Annotated in this window: 16 protein-coding genes; 12 read left to right on the forward strand and 4 right to left on the reverse strand. The window is 38.4% G+C overall.

The genetic code is table 11. The features are described 5' to 3' along the window. Nucleotides 1-27: 27 nt before the first annotated feature. Nucleotides 28-642 carry an HU family DNA-binding protein gene (locus K429_RS0125995; RefSeq protein ID WP_029328657.1) on the reverse strand — a complete coding sequence of 205 codons (615 nt, stop codon included), beginning with the start codon at nt 640-642 and terminating at the stop codon, nt 28-30. Between the two features lie 399 nt (nt 643-1041). Here K429_RS0125995 and K429_RS0126000 point away from each other — a divergent pair, with 399 nt between their 5' ends. Then, on the forward strand, nt 1042-3135 hold the full coding sequence (locus K429_RS0126000; RefSeq protein ID WP_029328658.1) for a BT4734/BF3469 family protein: 2094 nt from the start codon (nt 1042-1044) through the stop codon (nt 3133-3135). A gap of 151 nt (nt 3136-3286) precedes the next feature. Here the strand turns inward: K429_RS0126000 and K429_RS0126005 are convergent, their stop codons facing one another. The 3 genes from K429_RS0126005 to K429_RS31360 all read right to left on the reverse strand — a co-directional run bounded on the left by K429_RS0126005 (nt 3287) and on the right by K429_RS31360 (nt 5398). Continuing rightward, complete coding sequence (locus K429_RS0126005; RefSeq protein WP_029328659.1) at nt 3287-3808, reverse strand: FHA domain-containing protein; 522 nt, start codon at nt 3806-3808, stop codon at nt 3287-3289. A gap of 22 nt (nt 3809-3830) precedes the next feature. Next, nucleotides 3831-4964: an SPOR domain-containing protein gene (locus K429_RS0126010; protein WP_029328660.1), complete on the reverse strand. Its 1134-nt coding sequence runs from the start codon at nt 4962-4964 to the stop codon at nt 3831-3833. 164 nt (nt 4965-5128) lie between these two features. After that, nucleotides 5129-5398 (reverse strand): T9SS type A sorting domain-containing protein, encoded by a 270-nt coding sequence (locus K429_RS31360; RefSeq protein ID WP_081750944.1) that lies wholly within the window; start codon nt 5396-5398, stop codon nt 5129-5131. A gap of 234 nt (nt 5399-5632) precedes the next feature. On the opposite strand from K429_RS31360, the gene K429_RS0126025 reads away from it, so the two are divergent. The 11 genes from K429_RS0126025 to K429_RS0126075 are packed head-to-tail and all read left to right on the forward strand — an operon-like array spanning nt 5633 to nt 18793. Next, complete coding sequence (locus K429_RS0126025) at nt 5633-6436, forward strand: polysaccharide biosynthesis/export family protein (protein ID WP_029328661.1); 804 nt, start codon at nt 5633-5635, stop codon at nt 6434-6436. An 11-nt stretch (nt 6437-6447) separates the two neighbouring features. Beyond that, nucleotides 6448-8007, forward strand: a complete 1560-nt coding sequence (locus K429_RS0126030; RefSeq protein WP_029328663.1) for a GNVR domain-containing protein — start codon at nt 6448-6450, stop codon at nt 8005-8007. A gap of 3 nt (nt 8008-8010) precedes the next feature. Next, on the forward strand, nt 8011-9177 hold the full coding sequence (locus K429_RS0126035; protein WP_029328664.1) for a hypothetical protein: 1167 nt from the start codon (nt 8011-8013) through the stop codon (nt 9175-9177). Beyond that, nucleotides 9174-10466 carry a lipid II flippase MurJ gene (locus tag K429_RS0126040; RefSeq protein WP_029328665.1) on the forward strand — a complete coding sequence of 431 codons (1293 nt, stop codon included), beginning with the start codon at nt 9174-9176 and terminating at the stop codon, nt 10464-10466. The genes K429_RS0126035 and K429_RS0126040 overlap by 4 nt, the downstream gene beginning before the upstream one ends. Nucleotides 10467-10474: 8 nt before the next feature. Next, a complete protein-coding gene (locus K429_RS0126045; protein WP_029328666.1) occupies nt 10475-12211 on the forward strand; it encodes an LTA synthase family protein in 1737 nt (578 codons plus the stop codon). Between the two features lies 1 nt (nt 12212). Then, a complete protein-coding gene (locus K429_RS0126050) occupies nt 12213-13322 on the forward strand; it encodes a glycosyltransferase (RefSeq protein ID WP_029328667.1) in 1110 nt (369 codons plus the stop codon). A gap of 2 nt (nt 13323-13324) precedes the next feature. Beyond that, a complete protein-coding gene (locus K429_RS0126055) occupies nt 13325-14521 on the forward strand; it encodes a glycosyltransferase (protein WP_029328668.1) in 1197 nt (398 codons plus the stop codon). 37 nt (nt 14522-14558) lie between these two features. Beyond that, a complete protein-coding gene (locus K429_RS0126060) occupies nt 14559-15581 on the forward strand; it encodes a radical SAM protein (protein WP_029328669.1) in 1023 nt (340 codons plus the stop codon). Next, nucleotides 15578-16675, forward strand: coding sequence for a glycosyltransferase family 4 protein (locus K429_RS0126065; RefSeq protein ID WP_029328670.1), 1098 nt, complete (start codon nt 15578-15580; stop codon nt 16673-16675). Before K429_RS0126060 ends, K429_RS0126065 begins: the two co-directional genes overlap by 4 nt. Before the next feature lie 56 nt (nt 16676-16731). Further along, nucleotides 16732-17352 (forward strand): sugar transferase, encoded by a 621-nt coding sequence (locus K429_RS29160; protein ID WP_052340684.1) that lies wholly within the window; start codon nt 16732-16734, stop codon nt 17350-17352. 4 nt (nt 17353-17356) lie between these two features. Further along, a complete protein-coding gene (locus tag K429_RS0126075; RefSeq protein WP_029328672.1) occupies nt 17357-18793 on the forward strand; it encodes a capsule assembly Wzi family protein in 1437 nt (478 codons plus the stop codon). Nucleotides 18794-18796: the final 3 nt, after the last annotated feature.

Here is an 18796-nt window from a genome sequence, read left to right on the forward strand (position 1 = left end):
CCCCGAAATTCATAAAAAAAACGTTTTTTATTCTGTAACCTCCTTATTATCAGCCCGTACATACACTTTGTGCGAACCTTGCCCCACTGTATTCAAATACCCCTTTTCTACAAGCAAATTGAGGTCATTCAATGCTTTATTCTTCAAAAGTCCTGTAATTCCGCTATAATCATGACGGGTAATGAAAGGATGTGTCTCCAAAAAAGCCAGCAAACGGCGATAACGCTCCGTACCGCTAAGTTCCGCGCTTTTTCGGAAACCATATTTGGCACGTTCTACATAGCCCGCACAGCGTTTCCGGAAATCGGGAGACACACGCAGGTGTACTTTGCCAAAGAAAATAGTTTGCGAATGAATCTCTTTGGGATCCATTACCGGACGGGCTTGCAAGCTTGCCGAAAAATATCCGATATCACCTAACTGTACATGATGTCCTTCGGACAGGTAATAGGAAATACGGTCCTCAAGCAAAGCCACCACGCCCTTCACATCACCGGGAGTGAAGCTGGACATATCGGCTATATCCTGAACCAAGCGCTCCATTTCAATAGTACCCTTATTTACGATACGTGGGTACAAAGGTTGTAATTCGCCGTCACCCTTCGGGTTCGGGCGTCTCCGAAAATCATATTCTGCTGCCATAATGCTATGTTATTAAGTTACTAAATCATCATTTGCCCCTTTCCTTTTCCTCTTTTGCATTAAAGAAAATATCAGTAAGCTATAGGCAAAACTTTGTTTTCCAATTGTGGGCTGTGCATCCTGCAATTATAGGATGCACAGCCCACAGCCGAGAACTGTCCGTCCCGCAATTGCGGGACGAAGTTTTGCTACTGACAAAGATACAAAAACAATAAGGGAAAGTCAAGTTTTCTACCAACTATATTTCAATTTTTATGATTGCTTTATGATGAACAAAAAAGGGGTGTTACCGCTTAACAAAAGCCTTGATTTATTTGTTTCAAACGCATTTTATACCTACCTTGCAGTCTCTTAGGAAAAGGTTCTTAGGAATAAATTATTTTTTAAATAAACACACAAATGAAAATAACCCTTGTCAGAGAAGAAAAAGAGAGTGGGAGAGAAGCCGTCAGCACCTGCGAGGCAGATGTATTATTGGAACGGATAAAGACAGAAACTAAAGCAGCACACGTCACCGCACTACGGACCATGCTACTATATACCACCCCTGATGCTCGTGGTCACTACGAGCACATTGATAAATTGCCACGCATTTATCCGGCTGTAGAATATGGAAGAAGCCGCGATGGAGGCAGAAAGCTGAAGCGCTACAACGGCATAGTAATGCTCGAAGTAAATGGCCTGGCCGGATTGTCAGAAGTGGAACTAGTGAAAGAGCAGGCAAGATTATTACCGCAAACTTGGGCTGCTATTACCGGAAGCAGCGGACGGAGCGTAAAGATATGGGTGAAATTCGTGCTTCCCGACGGAAATCTCCCTGTAAAAGAGGAAAATATCACTCTCTTTCATGCCTGCGCTTATCGTATGGCTGTGCAGTGCTATCAACCCATACTGCCGTTTCCCATAACCTTGAAAGAGCCTAACCCCGCACAAAGCTGCCGTATGACACTGGACACTGATCCTTATTTCAATCCTGACGCCATAGCTTTCTGCCAGGAGCAGCCGTTCAGCATGCCCGGTGAACAGACTTTCCACCAACGGAAATTGACGGAAAAGAATCCGTTGCTGAGACTGAAACCCGGATTTGAGACATCAGAAACCTTCACCATACTGTTTGAAACAACCCTCGGTAAGGCATTGGATGAAATGCAGAACTGGAAGCGGGGAGATACCTTGCATCCGCTACTGGTGTGCCTGGCCGAAAATTGCTTCAAAGCAGGGATACCGGAAGAAGAAACCGTACGTCAGGTTATGATACACTATTACAGACAGGCAGACGAACAGGATGTCAGGATAACCATTCACAATCTGTATCGTGAATGCAAAGGATTTGGTAAGAAGTCAGCCCTGACACCGGAACAAAAAATCTCACTGCAATTGGAGGAATTCATGGGACGTAGATATGAATTCCGTTTTAATACCGTCAGCAATGATCTGGAATTTCGTCAAAAGGACTCCATTCACTTCTACTTCCAGCCTGTTGACCAACGGGCACGGAACAGCATATCAATGGATGCCCTGCAAGAAGGCATCAAAGTGTGGGACCGGGATGTAAACCGCTATCTGGCGTCCAACCGTGTGCCACTATACAATCCGGTAGAAGATTATCTGTGCAGCGTAGGGCGTTGGGACGGTAAAGATCGTATTCATGCGCTTGCCGACCTCGTGCCTTGCAATAATCCACACTGGCGTCAACTCTTCTACCGTTGGTTTCTGAACATGGTGGCTCACTGGCGGGGGCTCAACAAACAGTATGCCAACAGCACATCGCCTCTTTTAGTCGGTGCTCAAGGTTTTCGAAAATCAACCTATTGCCGGATCATTCTTCCGCCCGAACTTCGTTTCGGCTATACGGACAGCCTGGATTTCAGAAATAAGCGGGATGCCGAAATGTATCTGGGGCGTTTTATGCTGATCAACATTGATGAGTTTGACCAGGTCAGCATGAATCAGCAAGGTTTTCTAAAACATCTGTTACAGAAGCCTGTAGCCAATCTGCGCAAACCTTATGGCAGTAGTATTCAGGAGATGCGACGTTATGCTTCATTCATAGGTACCAGTAACCAAAAAGATTTGCTGACCGATCCGAGTGGTAGCCGCCGTTTTATCTGTATCGAGGTAACGGCACCCATCAATACAAACGTTACCATCAACTACCGTCAACTGTATGCACAAGCAATGGAGGCTATCACGAAAGGAGAACGTTACTGGTTTGATGACACAGACGAAGCAATTCTGAAGGAATCTAACCGGGAATTCGAACAAATCAGTCCGCTGGAGCAACTTTTCCATTGTCATTTTCGTTCACCGGAAGAAGGAGAGACGGGAGAACAATTGTCCGCCATGCAGATTATTGAATATCTACAAGAGAAGAACAAGGCTATTAATCTGTCTCAAAGCAGTATAACTACATTTGGACGTATTTTGAAAAGAAACCAGATTCAGTCCAAACGAACTAAGAAAGGGATGATATACGAAGTGATAAAGTTGTGATTTCAGTAAAATTGTGGTGTAGGAAGGCAGGCTTCCTACACCTTTCTACATACTTTCCTACATCATATATCAACTTGTAAATTAACGACTTAATCGTTTCGGTGTATGATGTAGGTTCCTTTTAGAAAATAGTGTTATGGGAATTTTCTTTTTATTCTGCTCCCCGTAATATGAATGTTGTGGCCCCGATAGTAACGATAGCCCCGTCCTCAATACGGATACGGTCTTTATCTCCCAGTATTTCATTATTCAGAAAAGTTCCGGTCAGACTGGGGGCATCTTGCAGAGTATAAACAAGTTTGCCTTGTTTATTTCGCTTCACATTAATAATGCAGTGACGGCGATCCATACTCATGTCCGACGTTTCAATAGGAGTATTAATATTGGTTCCCACACAGCGACGGCCAATTACATTGTCACCTTCCTGCAAAGGAAGCACTTGTTTGAAGCCAAACACATTCTCAATCACTGTAATACTGCCAAAAGCATCTTTAAATTCTTCTTCATCAGGGCGTTCTTCCTTTTGCGGAGCACGCATCTTTGTCTTTCCCAGACGAATACTAAACTGCTTGCCACAATGCTCACAAACGAAGACCAATGACTGACCTTCGCTGTATTTTGTTTCATCGAACAAAAGATAATTCTCACATTTAGGACAACGGATACGCTTCATAAGATTAAAAAATTAAGAATTATCACTTCTTCAGCACCCAAGCATTTTTGTACATCTCATTTTGGCGAATTCTTGCCAAAGCCTGATAAGCTTCCACTTCTGTTCCGCAAGATTCAATGCTGACACGCATTTTGCCGTCTCCAACAATCGCTTTTGCAGTGGAGAAGCCTTTTGCAACCAGCTGGGCTGCCATTGCTTCTGCATCTTGTTCTGTGCCCACGCTAGCAATGATAATATGATAGGGTCTTTTAGGAGTGGCAACGGACTGTTTAGCAGCAATAGGTTGCACATTTTGTTTAGGAGTCTCAGAAGTTACAACTGCTTTAGAAGTCTCAGTCTTAGCTTGAGCTTCTGTAGATACAGCCGGTGTTTTACCAACTTTGACTTCTCTAACCGCAACAGGGGCTACCACTTTCTTTTGTGTCCCTTTTTGCTTGTTAGCTGATTTGCGGGTGGGAGTATTCTGCTTTACAACAATCGGTGTAATAGCCAAAGATTGCTTTTCTATTTTCTCAAACAGCTCATCCGGTAATAGCTTTGCATAATTTTCTTCCACCACTTCCGTATTCTCTATCGGAGTGGAAAAGAAGAAAGAAAGCACAATTGCAGCTACCACTGCGGCAGCATTAGTCAGATATGCACGGTTAAACTTGATGGAGAAAGTACGTTTTTCCTTTTTGATAGCGGCAGGCGCTGAATAAGCAGCAACGTTCTCGGTCGACGGTTTTTCCAAAGCAGACAATTCCTGCATCTCAAATGCATCCAGCCCATATAAATAAGGAGTTGTGATCTTATTATCATAAGGTGCGAAGTCGAAGGTGTTATGAATAGTGTAACGTACTTCGCCAACATTCGGCAAATCAACCTTACCGTCTTCGTGCAACGTGGCTATTAATTCGTCCACTTTACGTTCTACCATCTTGGTAGCATCAGAGAAATTGGTTCCATACACAGACATATAAGACTGTACCAGCAAACCGTCATTCATCTTCAATTGCGGATTAAAGCCGATAATACGGGTAGGGGGCAGGAAAATATTTTCTTCTTTCACTCTTGTAGCCGAAGCGTAATGAGCAACAAATCCTCCCAAACCCGGAACAATGACGCAGTCATTTTCCAATAACAAAGCTTCTATATGTTGTGCCAATTCAATCATGCTGCAAAAGTAACGCAAATCTCGGATATAAGCCAGTTTCAGGGCATTTTTCTTTTCAACAATTTATAAACAATGCAGAATGGTACAATGCTTTCTTTGAATAAAAGCCGACTGATTCGTTAATGAATCAGCCAGCTTTTATTAATTTCGGACCTGTATTTTCGTTAATTAGCTATGATCATTCTTTTTGTATCAATCAAACGACCATCTGTTACCAATGAATAAATATAAATTCCATTAGGCAATTTATAAGTATCTACATATATCTCATTTTGTCCTTTTGTTCCTATTGGCAATTTTAGAACCATTCCTCCCATAGTGTTGTATATTTGGATATAAGTATTGATCGTCTCTAAAAGGATATAACAGTTTATAGCAGTACTTTCTTTAGCCGGATTGAATGTTTGATAAGATTGTAAATGATAATAATATATTCAAAGACAAAATGGTAAACTCAACTATTCATATCGCCAAACAAATTATAAACCGCAACAAAAAATACCGCGTCGGACAGCGAAGTATAATCACTAGTGCTTTATTTGATAAAACGCTCTAGAAACAATGAACAAATTATAGACAACCTAACAATAAACCCGCCTAACCAACGTTTATTGACTATAGAACTATTGCTTTTACGATAGTCAAATTAATAAAAGATAAGATATACGATGAAAATAAGAATGCTGATTCCTGCTTTTTCGTTACTAATATTAATGTCGTGCAAAACAACGACTAATACTATTACCTATTTTCAGGATTTAGACAACCAGATGCCAGCTGTTATCGAGCAATCTGTTAATTATACCCCTCGGATTGCTCCTGATGATCAATTATCAATAACTGTATCTGGGACAGATCCGAATGCTGTAGCAGCATTCAATATGCCACTTGCCAGCTATTTGGCCCCAGGGGAAACAAATGTTACCTCTACACCTGTACTTCATACTTATTTAGTAAATTCACGCGGAGAGATTGATTTCCCAGTACTTGGTAAAATACAAGTTGCTAATATGACACGTAGCGAATTGACAGACATGATGACTGAAAAGATTTCCGCTTACGTCAAGTCTCCAATTGTTACGATACAGATAAGGAATTTCAAAGTTTCAGTACTGGGTGAAGTTAATAAACCCGGAACGGTAAATGTACCTAATGAACGCCTGTCCGTACTTGATGCCCTTGGTATGGCAGGAGATTTAACAATATATGGCAACCGTACTAATGTGCTTCTAATCCGTGATAACAACGGAAAAAAAGAATATCACCGTTTTGATCTGACATCCGCAGAAACTCTGACTTCACCCTTCTATTATCTACGGCAGAATGATGTTCTCTATGTGGAGCCTAATAAAGCAAGGAAAGGAAATGCCAAATATAGCCAGAACGGGCAATTTAACGTATCTTTGGCATCAACTATAATCAGCGCTTTATCGGTGTTGGCATCGTTAGGGATCGCATTATTGGTTAAATAAATCACTTAGTTATGAATGACGAAAACATACATATAGGAGCGCTTTTAAAGCAATTCCTAGCTTACTGGAAAATATATACACCTATTGGCATTATCTGCCTGATTGCCGCCGTCTGTTTCTTAATAGCCACACCTCAAGAATATCAGTTTACAGCACGTATACAACTAATCAGAGATAATCAAGGGATGATGTCTGAACTGAAAATGTTGAAAAGCACAGGTATAGGTGCAATGTTGGGCGGAAGTAGTTCAGGAAGCAGTGTGGAAGATGAAGTAATAGTACTGATGTCACGTACCAATATGACTGAAGCGATTCGTGAAACCGGATACCAAGTGGAAACGCGTGAACGGCAAGGCTTAAAAAATGTACTGCTTTATGGAAAAGACAATCCAGTAACATTTCTCTTTCCCGAACAGTTTTTAGATACCTTAAGTAAACCAGTAAAAATAAAACTAACATTATCGAATGGAATCATACAATCAGCCCAAATAAAATCAACTTTATTTAAGACGGTGAAAGTAAAAGAACAGCCGCTGCCTTGTCGATTGCAATTACCTATTGGCACCATTATGATTACCCCGAATGCAGACGTTTCCGTTCCCGGAGAAAAAACACTGACTATTCGGATTACTCCATTGCAGCAAACCTATGAAGATTTGTATGATGATTTATACGCAGGTGCACAAGAAACAATTTCAGACATAATAATACTCCTGTTTGAAAACGAGAATAAACAGCGGGGATATGATTTCTTAAATACTATCATGTCCACTTACAACCGATATAGCCGAAATGTAAAAGTAAAGGAAGCCACTATCAATGCGAAGTTTGTGAAAGAACGTTTGGATACCATTACTACGGAACTTGCATATCTGGAACATCAGATCGAAACTTATAAGAAACGGAATAACATACCGGAGCCTGCTTTATATGCTAAAGCGACCGTTACAGGATATCAAGAATTGGAAAGTATTATTTTAGAAACGGAAACTCGTCTGAAAATTCTGGATTATGTAGTGGATTATATGAAAAATCCCCTGAATGAGTATGCTTCAGTGCCTGCTATAGAAGGAATCGGTGAAAAATCTATTGCCCTTTATAATCAATTGGTACTTGACCGACAGCGCCTGCTTCTTTCTTCCGAGAAAGAGAATCCAGCTTTGATACTTGCCGACAAACAATTGGCCGAACAGCGCAAAATGCTGCTGGAGGCTATAGATGCAGCTCGGCAAAGCATACGTGCAAGCCTGAAGGAAATAAATAAGAAAAATCAGGTGTTCAGCAGCCAGCTTAGTGCTCTACCCACCCAAGAAAGGGAATACATCGAAATGAAGCGTCAACAAAAAATAAAAGAGAGTGTCTATTTGTTCCTTATGCAAAAATTGCAGGAGAAAGAGTTGGTAAACTCTCCGGACGAGCAGGCGGGTAGGGTGGTAGACGCAGCATATAGTTCGGCAAAGCCTGTATATCCACGCAAAGTGTTTGTACTGGCAATAGCACTTGCTGCAACTTTCATTCTCTCACTGATCATTATTAGTTTTCGGGTGTTTGTTTTCACTAAAACAAAATAAGCCATGCTATCCCGGTTAGTGTTCTCTAAAAACAACTTATTTTTTGCCTTTCTCATATTTGGCTATTTATTCGGAGTTATCTTCTATGACTTCATCGGATTCGACTATGTAGATGAGTTAATGGCTCTCTTTCTAGTTGTCTTTACCGGGATGGTGGTAATGGAACGCAAAAAATGGAAAGAGTTGATACCCATAGGAATAGTTGCCGGAATTTTTATATTCTACTTGATATATTCATTTCTTATCAAATCCAATACTCCCATTGCAATTTGCATGGATTTCTTGACACAACTAAAGCCTTTTCTGGGATTTTATTGTACCTTTCTGATAGCTCCAGTACTAACTATATCCCAGAAACGCTTCTTATCCATTCTATGCATAGTAATAGCGGGCGGACTTTTCATCTTAGGAATCATTGATGTTAATTTCTTGTTTTTCGGCCATCAATCCCGTTATGCGACAGCCGTTGTTGCTACCTTTTTTCTACTTAGCTATTGTTCTACCAATTCATGGAGCGACATTGTCGTATTATTGTTAATATTGACCATTGGACTGATTTCCACCCGTTCTAAATTTCATGGTTTCTGGGCAATCGCCATTTTTCTGATGGTCTATATGAAATTGGGCGGAAGAATACGTTTTAACATAACAACAACAGTCCTGTTCGGGTGTCTTGCTTTAATAACTATTTGGTTGGCAAAAGACAAGATTATACTCTATTATGTGGATGGAATGATGAACTCCCAAGAAATGTGGAGCCGTCCTGCCATGATGCTTACTTCCATGCAAATCTTATATGACTATTTTCCTTTTGGAAGTGGATTGGGAAGTTTTGGAACATTCGCTTCTGCAGAATATTATTCTCCTGTCTACTCCGCTTACGGAATTGATCACTTGTGGGGATTATCAAAAGATATGCCTGCATTTATATGTGATGCATTCTATCCCGAATTAGCCCAATTTGGAGTCGCAGGCGTCATACTCTATTTTGCTTTTTGGTTCTCAATCCTCAGGAAATCAACGAAAGAACAATTGCCTAGTGGGCAATTGTTTGTTTTGCTAATATTTATATTTTTTCTGATAGAAGGAATTGCCGATGCCACTTTTACGCAAAACCGGGGATTGTTTATATTGATATTATTAGGTCTTATATTATCTTCGAATAAATGAAGCTGAAAATTGGAACATATAAAAAAGGAGCCGTATATTCTTCCGCTTTCAGCATCGGAAGTAAACTGACAGCTTTTGTCATGCAGCTTCTAATTGCTTACTATCTGGGGGCAAATACAGGAACGGATATTTATTTTTATTTATTTAATATAGCTATTTTAGTAGGTGGGCTAGTGCAAACACTTAATACATCTATTTTAATTCCTAAAGCTATGTTCCTGCGCTATAATGAATCATCAAGAGCTGAAATGCAATTTCACAATTCATTTCTTTACACATTCTTATTACTGGCAGCAGGTGCATTACTTCTATTCTGCATAATTGGAGGCAAACAAGCACCAGAATGGATTATGAATTTCCCCACCCAAGATATACGCAGTCACATCTCAGTATATTACTTATTTTTCCCACTGACTCTCCTTATCATAGTAAATCTCTATGTAAGTGAAATATTGGTTTCATTCAAGTATTTTACATTGGGACTTTCGTGTAATTTCATGATAAACTTTAGTGGCATTGTCGCACTTATCTTATTAGGTCAAAAAGCAGATGTTTCAATCGTGATGTATAGTAGCTGTTGTGCATGCTTACTGAATATTGTCTTGTTGCTTTGGTTTATGAAGAAAAAGCTGAGATGGCAATTCTCGTTAGTAAAATTCGCTCTTGTCCGTTCACAAAGCAAAGCGTTAACCGGGCTGGCTGTTAATCAGGGAATCATTATTTTTGCATCCACTTTTCCCATGTATCTATTGTCCCAATATCAGCCGGGAATAATAACTATCATCAATTATGCACAGAAGTTTATCCAAGCTCCGTTAGCACTCATACAGCAAATAACTTCTGTTCTTCAAATAAAGCTCAACAATTTATACAGCCACGGTGAAAAGGAAGAAATGTATCATGTCACTTTGCGGGTAACTTTACGTTTATTTCTGTTTACGATATGCACTTCTTTGGTTATCTTCCTGTTACGTACTTTTATTGCCGAGGAATTGTTCGGATTAGGAAAAATGCCGTATGCCGCCATGGAAAAGCTATCATCCCTTATCGGTATAATGACATTTGCAATGCCTTTTACCGCCGTCAGCTTGGCATGCATGAAAATATATTTTACAGAAGGCCGTATACGTCTCTATATCATTATTATGTCATTGAGTAACCTATTCTCATGTATATGTTACTACTTTGCTATAGAGACATGGAAGGAACATGGATATGCCGTTGTGTACTTATTCATTGAATTTGTAATTATGATAGGTATTGTGGCGTTTTTAAAACGCAGAAAATAAAGATAAAAATGAAAGATTATAGATTAAGCAGCTGGAAAAAATATCCTAATGAACTTTTTTATATAGCAGCAATGGTAGCTCTAATTTTACAGCTATTGCATCTTCGCTATGACCTTTTATTACACTTTGATAAGGATTTAGGATTGTTGAGCTACAGTGCCCGTTCTATGGTTGACGCACTCTTGCTACTACTACCTTATTGGTTGCTTCCTGCTAAATTACGCATATATTATGTTAGTATTATAGTTTTCCTATTCTCTTTTTGGGGATTGTCTCAATTATGGTATTATCGTACTTATGATGATCTGATGCCATTTTCCTCTTTTCTCCTATTTGATAATATTTCCCCTTTATTATTAAATAGCATAAAAGCATCCATGAAATTAACAGATATTCTGTTTATTCTGCCACCATTCTTTTTATTCATTCTTTATTGGTTTCTTTTTGTGGATACAATAAAAAAGACACCTGTCAATTCTAAAAAAAGAGTCATATATACGATTAGTATCTTACTTTTTGCTATTCTTATACATTTAATGAATGCATATGTGTTTTATTCAAAAATGCAAAATAGGACGACTTGTCATTTAGGAATTCGCTATGTTAATACGGTTAATTACATATCGTATTTTGACTTTAATGGATTTGTTCCCTTCTGTATACATTCATTTATAAACACCATATTAGAAAAACGCAGTTTGGATATTAAAGAGAAAGAAGAAATAGAATCATTTTTGAGCAAATACATGCTTAAATATACAGATAATCAATACGCTGTTAAAGAAAAACAGAATTTAATTGTGATAATAGTTGAATCTCTTAACTCATGGCTTATTAATTTTAAACTGGATAGTATAGAAGTAACCCCTCATTTAAATCAACTTTGCCAGGAAAATAATTCAATTCTTGCTTTACATATACAACCTCAAGTCAAAAGTGGTAGATCAAGTGATGCACATTTCATGTACAATACAGGACTGTTACCTATAAATAATGGTGCGGTGGCTGTACGATTTGGAGAGGCTGAATATCCTTCTTTGGCAAAAGCGTTAAAAGGGTATAAATCATTATCTATGGTTTGTGATGATGCTAAATATTGGAATCAAGAAACAGCTTTCAAATCTTATGGATTTACACAATTATATGATAGTCGTTCGATGATGAATACTTCAGGAAACATAAATGATCATATCTTGTTAGAAAAGGCTGCCAATCAAATTAAACATGTCGATTTCCCTTTTTACGCACAGCTGGTGACAATTAGCATGCATTATCCTTATAATACATTAGAGATTCCTTCTACAAATATTTCTAAATCAAAATTGTATACCAAAGATATTAGAAACTTTCTGGAAAAAGCCCATTTTTGTGATAATGCTATTGGCAAATTTATTCAAGAATTAAAAGAAACAGGAATCTATGAGAAATCACTTATAGCAATTATTTCGGATCACAACGAAATAGATAAGAACCAAATTGAAAATAGAAAAGAGACTCTACCTGAAGATAAAGAAATAGCAATGATTATACTCAATGGTTCACAAAAGCTGAATTACACCTCTAAAATGGAACAAATAGATATATATCCGACTTTACTTGATTTAATGGGGGCTAATAACTATCCGTGGAAAGGTTTAGGGCATAGTATTTTTCGTAAGGACTCTATACTATTACTCCCATTAGAAGAAAGAAGAAGTTATATTTCTGATTTGATTATAACAAAAGGATATTTTAAAATGAAGTAACATGCGCATATTATTACTGAATTCCATATTATATACTCCCCGTACCACAGCTAAAGGGAGATTTATCCCCCAGGTAGCTTCTATTGAAGATTGCATGATTATAAAACTGGGGATAGAGTTTGTTAATCAGGGACATGAGGTGACTTTAGTAGCTGCGGAAGATTATAAGCCAACTAATCAGCAGGATTTTCCCATAGAAATAGTTTATTTCCGTTCCATGCTGCCTAAATTGTTCCTGCCGACTGTACTGCCTTTTCATCCGCAACTGATTCACTTCATCAAGAAACACAAAGAACAGTTTGACATGATTATCAGCAGCGAAATTTTTTCGTTTAATTCTTTATTTGCTGCATGCTTAGTGCCTGATAAAACTCTTATATGGCAAGAATCAGGCAATCATAATCGAAAATTCTTCAAATTGCCATCTTTGATATGGTATCATTTTGTAGCACGCACATTTATGCGCAAGGTAAGAGTCATACCCCGTTCTCTTATAGCAGGAAAGTTCACAAAACAGTTTGGTTTGAATGTTTTTTCTAATTTTATAGATCACGGTGTAGATGGAAAAGTATTTCATTTCCAAAAAGAAAAGAAAGCTTCATTTATTGTTATAGCCCATTTGGATAGAGATAAGGATGTAATATCTATTATCATCTCCTATAAGAAATTCATAGAACGATATTCTGACAGACAATATTCATTATACATAATCGGAGAAGGGGAGGAATCTGAGAATCTGAAAGACTATGTCCAAAGTAACCAACTGAGTAATCAAATTTTCTTTTTGGGAAGAATCCCGCAAAGGGAATTGAGTAAATATCTAAGCGAATCTGTTTGTTTACTTTGCAATTCCAAGAAAGAACTAAATATGTTGTCGATAGGAGAAGCTATAGTAGCAGGAACTCCGGTACTTACAAATACGGTTCCGTATAGCCATGAATGGATAACACAGAATAAGCTAGGAATAGTTAAAGATAATTGGACAGAAGAAGATATGCATGAAATAGTGATGAACAATCAGTATTATGTGGATAATTGCTCACGCTATTCTTCCCAACTCTTATTATCAGAACTTCCCAACAAATTCATAAAACAATTCAATATGAAATGACTATGAGAATTCTCATTGTAAATAAGTTCCTATATCTTCGGGGAGGTGACTGCGTCCACTCCCTAAATCTAAAGCAATTATTACGCAATGCAGGTCACGACGTATGTTTCTACGCAATGAGTTATTCACAAAATATAGTATGTGAAGAAAACAAATATTTTGCCGAAGAGATAAGTTTCTCTGCGAAGGATCTACAAGGAAAAATAAAAGCTGCCAGTCGCATTATATGGGGGATAGGAGTAGTGCAAAACTTCAAAAAACTTTTAGAGGAATTTCAGCCTGACGTTGTGCACCTGAATAATATTCATTCGTATCTTTCACCTATAGTTGCGAAACTGGCATATCAAAGAGGAGTCAAAGTAATATGGACACTCCATGACTATAAATTGATCTGTCCTTCATACAGCTGTCTTTGCAAGGGAAATACCTGTGAAGCATGTTTTACAAATAAAAAGCACGTAGTACTCCGTAAATGCATGAAGAACAGTTTTCCGGCAAGCATATTGGCTTGGGGAGAAGCCATGAACTGGAATAAGAATAAGCTTTCATTATGGACAAACAGTTTTATCTGTCCTAGTCAGTTCATGGCGAAAAAAATGCAGCAAGGAGGATATCCGGCCAGTAAACTACAGGTCATTAGTAACTTCATTGGAGAAGAACAAGTGCAGTATATAATAAATACCCCCAACCCCATACGGGAAGAAGCATACGCATATATAGGACGACTTTCACAAGAAAAAGGTGTTGAGTCACTTTTAAAAGCTGCCTCTTCTTTACCTTATAAACTATATATTGCCGGCAGCGGACCTTTAGAAGCTGATTTAAAGAAAAAATATACTGCAAATAACATAATTTTTCTTGGACATTTGGGAATAATGGATACTATTGAATTACTCAAAAAAATATCATTTACTGTCATTCCTGCTATTTGGTATGAAAATAACCCACTAAGCGTAATAGAATCCTTGTGTTGTGGTACTCCTGTGCTAGGGCGAAATATTGGTGGCATACCGGAATTAATAGAAACCAGCAGCTTTAATCGCCTCTTCACTCAAGACGAAGAATTACCTTCACTAATTACTAAAATGTTCAATACCGTTGTTTCTGCCAATAGAGATGAATTATCCACCGCGGCCTTGCAACGCTTCTCCGGTGAGCATTATTATCAAAAGTGGCTTGAAGTAGTAGGAAAGGAATGAAAAATAGTATTTTTGCAAATAAATAAACTGCATATATATGAAATCCGCTATAAATTCCCCCACTGACATGTGTATCATTGTTACATATCGCTGCCCGATGCAGTGCCAAATGTGTAATATATGGCAAAATCCCACAGATAAAAATAAAGAAATCACTCCGGCAGAAATTGAAAAACTACCGAAAGTGAAGTTCATAAATATTACAGGAGGAGAACCTTTTATCCGGGAGGATCTGGAAGAAATTGTAAAAGTAGCATTCCATAAGTCTCCTCGCGTTGTTATTTCAACTTCAGGATGGTTTGAAGAACGTATTATCCGTTTAGCTGAAAAGTTTCCTAAAATAGGGATACGTATTAGTATTGAAGGATTATCTCAAAAAAATGATGAACTTCGAGGAAGGCAAGGCGGGTTCGATAAGGGACTTCGCACCCTGTTACAACTCAAAGAAATGAGAGTAAAGGATATCGGTTTCGGAATTACTGTTTCCAACTCCAATTCAGCTGATATGCTTTCCTTATACCGCTTATCTCGTTCATTGGAAATGGAATTTGCAACCGCAGCCTTACATAATTCGTATTACTTTCATAAAACAGATAATGTGATTACCAATCAAACAGAAGTCTGTGGTAATTTTAGTAAATTAATAGAATGGCAACTAAAAGAAAAACATCCGAAATCCTGGTTTCGTGCATATTTTAACTGGGGACTAATTAATTATATCAAAGGAAAACCTCGTTTGCTTCCTTGTGAAGCTGGTTTAGTTAATTTCTTTGTAGATCCATATGGGGACGTTTATCCCTGTAATGGCATGGAAAGTAAATACTGGAAAGAAAGTATGGGAAACATCCGTACTATGACTTCCTTTGAAGAGTTGTGGAGAAGCGAACAAGCCGAACGCATCAGATTCCAGGTGTGTGAGTGTCCTAAAAATTGCTGGATGGTAGGAACAGCTGCTCCGGTCATGAAGAAATATATAACTACTCCAATGCGATGGGTGTTGCATCAAAAGATACACTCCATACTGGGACATCCCATAATACTAAACGATAAAGAAATATGAAAATTGTAGTAACAGGGACCAGAGGCATTCCCGGTATACAGGGAGGGGTAGAAACGCATTGCGAAGAGCTCTATCCATTAATTGCAGATAAACAGCATGAAATTATTGTTGTTCGCCGTCCCTATTATGCAGTGGATCATTCTGTAAAAGTATATAAACAAGTTATTATAAAAGACATAAGAGTGCTGCGTAACAAGCATTTGGAAGCTTTCATACATACTTTCTTGGCCGTGTTATATGCACGCAAAGTAAAAGCAGATATTGTACATATTCATGCAGTAGGTCCGGCATTAATGACCCCTTTAGTACGATTATTAGGTATGAAAGCGGTAATCACCCATCATGGTCCAGATTATGATCGTGATAAATGGGGGAAGTTTGCCAAATGGATACTTCGTATGGGAGAAAAAACAGGAATGTACTATGCTAATCATATCATAGTTATTTCTGAACATATCAGACGAATGATTCAACAGAAATATCCAGATAAGAAAAATATAACACTGATCTACAATGGAATAAATCCAGTATTTCCTGCACGTAGCACTGAACATCTTCAAAGTCTGGATTTGACAGAATATGGTTATATTTTAGCAGTAGGGCGTCTTGTGAAAGAGAAAGGCTTTGATAAACTAATTGAAGCCTTCAAACAACTATCTCCAGTATCTATAAAATTAGTAATAGCCGGGGATGCTGATTATCAGGATGAATATACTCAAAAGTTAAAAGAAATGTGTAAAGGGCAGAAGAACATACGCCTGGTAGGCTTTATCAAAGGAGAAAAACTTGCACAATTATATACATACGCACGGATATTTGTATTACCTTCCACGCATGAAGGATTGCCTATCGCACTACTTGAAGCTATGAGTTATAATTGTCCGGTACTGGCAAGTGATATTCCTGCTAATAAGGAAATAGGATTACCGGAGGAATGTTACTTCAAAAGTGGAGATTTATCCTGTTTGCAACAGGCTCTGAAGAAACAATTGGAAAATGCTCAGACAGAACGGGTTTCTTACAACTTGTCTGCATATAACTGGACCAATATAGCCGGACAGACCAAAGAAATATATAATTCTCTAATATTATAAAACAATATAGATAACAATTTAACGTTCTATATACTAAAGAATTCTGTATTTTAAGAATGAATATACAATCTTCAATATATACTTTTCCGTTGAAACGGAAAAGTAACCGTATACTCAAACGAACACTTGACATAGTGTTATCATTGATAGTCTTGACTACGATATATCCAGTGGCATATATCATCATCGGGTGTTGCATCAAAATAAAGATGCCGGGTAAGATTATATTTACTCAAAAGCGCAACGGCTTATATGGGAAGGTATTTACATGTTATAAGTTTCGCTCCATGCTGCCCAATGTTGAAGCCGATACGCAACAAGCCTACAATGAGGATCCACGTATTACTCCATTAGGACATTTCCTGCGTGTCACCAGTCTTGATGAGTTACCACAATTCTGGAATGTGCTTAAAGGAGACATGTCCGTAGTGGGGCCACGTCCTCATATGCTGATACATACTGAGCAATATTGTGATATCATTCCTGAATACAATAAAAGACTTATTGTGAAGCCGGGTATCACGGGATGGGCCCAGATACACAACCTGCGCGGTGAAACGGAGAAGTTGGATAAAATGAAAAAAAGAGTAGAATATGATATATGGTATATCGAACATTGGTCGTTCTCATTAGACCTGAAAATCATGTTCAACACAATGAAAATTATATTCCGATAAACTCATGCGTATAACCTGTCACATACTTACAATCCTGTTTTGCTTTTCTGCTTCGTCAGTAATGACAGCGCAAAGCGGACTGAAGCATCAGAACATTTCATCTTTCGTTGAATATGGAGCATCTGTCCATACCGGTGACAACACTCCTTTGTGGCAGGTCAGCAATCAACATGGATTATCCTCTATTGACAATAATACTTATTTAAGAGGTGGAGCTTTTTATACAGATACAATCCGCCAGTGGAGGTTGGAAGGAGGACTGGATATGGCGGTTGCATCCGGTTTTACATCCACTTTTATATTGCAACAGGCTTATGCTGACATACGATATAAATGGTTGGGGATACTCATTGGTAGTAAAGAGATTGACTCACCTTTATTAAATCAGCAATTAAGTAGTGGCGGACTAACCTGGTCGGGTAATGCAAGACCTATTCCACAAGTATGGATAGGACTTCCTGAATATGTGCAAGTATTACCACGCCTCGCTTTAAAAGCAGAAATGTCGTACGGATGGTTTACTGATAATAAATATCAGAGAAAGCAGGTAGGAGAGGATTATTGGTATACTAAAAGCATCAAATATCACCATAAAAGCGGATTCCTACGCATTGGAGTTCCACAGGGTAAGTGGCAACTAGACCTGGGTATGAGCTTGGATGTACAGTTTGGTGGATATAAAAGCGCCGGAATGGATGCAGGAGATTTGGGAAATAGTTGGAAAGATTATTTCAAGGTATTTATTCCCAGTCGTGGAGATGACAGTAGTCCTGAAGGAGAACAAATTGCCTATCAAGGTAATTTTATGGGTAGCGAACATATACGGATGACTTATCGTCATGAAGATTTTTCCATCAGTGCTTATCTGGAGAATTATTACGATGATTTCAGTGGAATGGGAAAACTCAACGGATTTGATGGTTTATGGGGGATTGAATACAAATCTAACCACAAACAGGCCATCAACGGTTTTGTACTGGAATACTATCAGACTACTAATCAGAGCGGTCCAATGCATGGAGTGGATTTCACCGTAGTAGAGAAAACGGGAGGTGCCGACGATTATTATAACAACGAGTGGTATCCCGGCTGGGTACACTGGGGAATGACTATGGCTAACCCATTGATAGCTTCTCCCATTTATAACAAAGACGGTGACATGAGTTTCAAATACAACCGTATCCGAGCCTTGCATTTAGGTTGGAGTGGAGACATCAGCAATGAATGGACATACCTCGCAAAACTATCATATAATAAAACTTGGGGAACTCCTTTCAAACCTATACCTAATATATTAGAAAATTTTTCTACTTTTGCATCAGTTTTCTATACTCCCCATAAATGGAAAGGATGGCGGTTCAATGCATCCATTGCTTTCGATATAGGAGAGATATATGGTGACAATTTAGGTTGCCAGTTGAAAGTACAAAAAACATTCTGAAAA

The organism is Bacteroides sp. 14(A) (assembly GCF_000526555.1).
GTDB classification, from domain to species: Bacteria; Bacteroidota; Bacteroidia; order Bacteroidales; family Bacteroidaceae; genus Bacteroides; species Bacteroides cellulosilyticus.

What these genes read in the sequence shown, in the direction of transcription:
- K429_RS0126000 (WP_029328658.1), top strand. Translation starts at nt 1,042, where the DNA reads ATGAAAATAACCCTTGTCAGAGAAGAAAAAGAGAGTGGGAGAGAAGCC.
- K429_RS0126005 (WP_029328659.1), bottom strand. Translation starts at nt 3,808, where the DNA reads ATGAAGCGTATCCGTTGTCCTAAATGTGAGAATTATCTTTTGTTCGAT.
- K429_RS0126010 (WP_029328660.1), bottom strand. Translation starts at nt 4,964, where the DNA reads ATGATTGAATTGGCACAACATATAGAAGCTTTGTTATTGGAAAATGAC.
- K429_RS29160 (WP_052340684.1), top strand. Translation starts at nt 16,732, where the DNA reads ATGAATATACAATCTTCAATATATACTTTTCCGTTGAAACGGAAAAGT.
- K429_RS0126055 (WP_029328668.1), top strand. Translation starts at nt 13,325, where the DNA reads ATGAGAATTCTCATTGTAAATAAGTTCCTATATCTTCGGGGAGGTGAC.
- K429_RS0126060 (WP_029328669.1), top strand. Translation starts at nt 14,559, where the DNA reads ATGAAATCCGCTATAAATTCCCCCACTGACATGTGTATCATTGTTACA.
- K429_RS0126025 (WP_029328661.1), top strand. Translation starts at nt 5,633, where the DNA reads ATGAAAATAAGAATGCTGATTCCTGCTTTTTCGTTACTAATATTAATG.
- K429_RS0126075 (WP_029328672.1), top strand. Translation starts at nt 17,357, where the DNA reads ATGCGTATAACCTGTCACATACTTACAATCCTGTTTTGCTTTTCTGCT.
- K429_RS0126045 (WP_029328666.1), top strand. Translation starts at nt 10,475, where the DNA reads ATGAAAGATTATAGATTAAGCAGCTGGAAAAAATATCCTAATGAACTT.
- K429_RS0126065 (WP_029328670.1), top strand. Translation starts at nt 15,578, where the DNA reads ATGAAAATTGTAGTAACAGGGACCAGAGGCATTCCCGGTATACAGGGA.
- K429_RS0125995 (WP_029328657.1), bottom strand. Translation starts at nt 642, where the DNA reads ATGGCAGCAGAATATGATTTTCGGAGACGCCCGAACCCGAAGGGTGAC.
- K429_RS0126035 (WP_029328664.1), top strand. Translation starts at nt 8,011, where the DNA reads ATGCTATCCCGGTTAGTGTTCTCTAAAAACAACTTATTTTTTGCCTTT.
- K429_RS0126030 (WP_029328663.1), top strand. Translation starts at nt 6,448, where the DNA reads ATGAATGACGAAAACATACATATAGGAGCGCTTTTAAAGCAATTCCTA.
- K429_RS0126040 (WP_029328665.1), top strand. Translation starts at nt 9,174, where the DNA reads ATGAAGCTGAAAATTGGAACATATAAAAAAGGAGCCGTATATTCTTCC.
- K429_RS0126050 (WP_029328667.1), top strand. Translation starts at nt 12,213, where the DNA reads ATGCGCATATTATTACTGAATTCCATATTATATACTCCCCGTACCACA.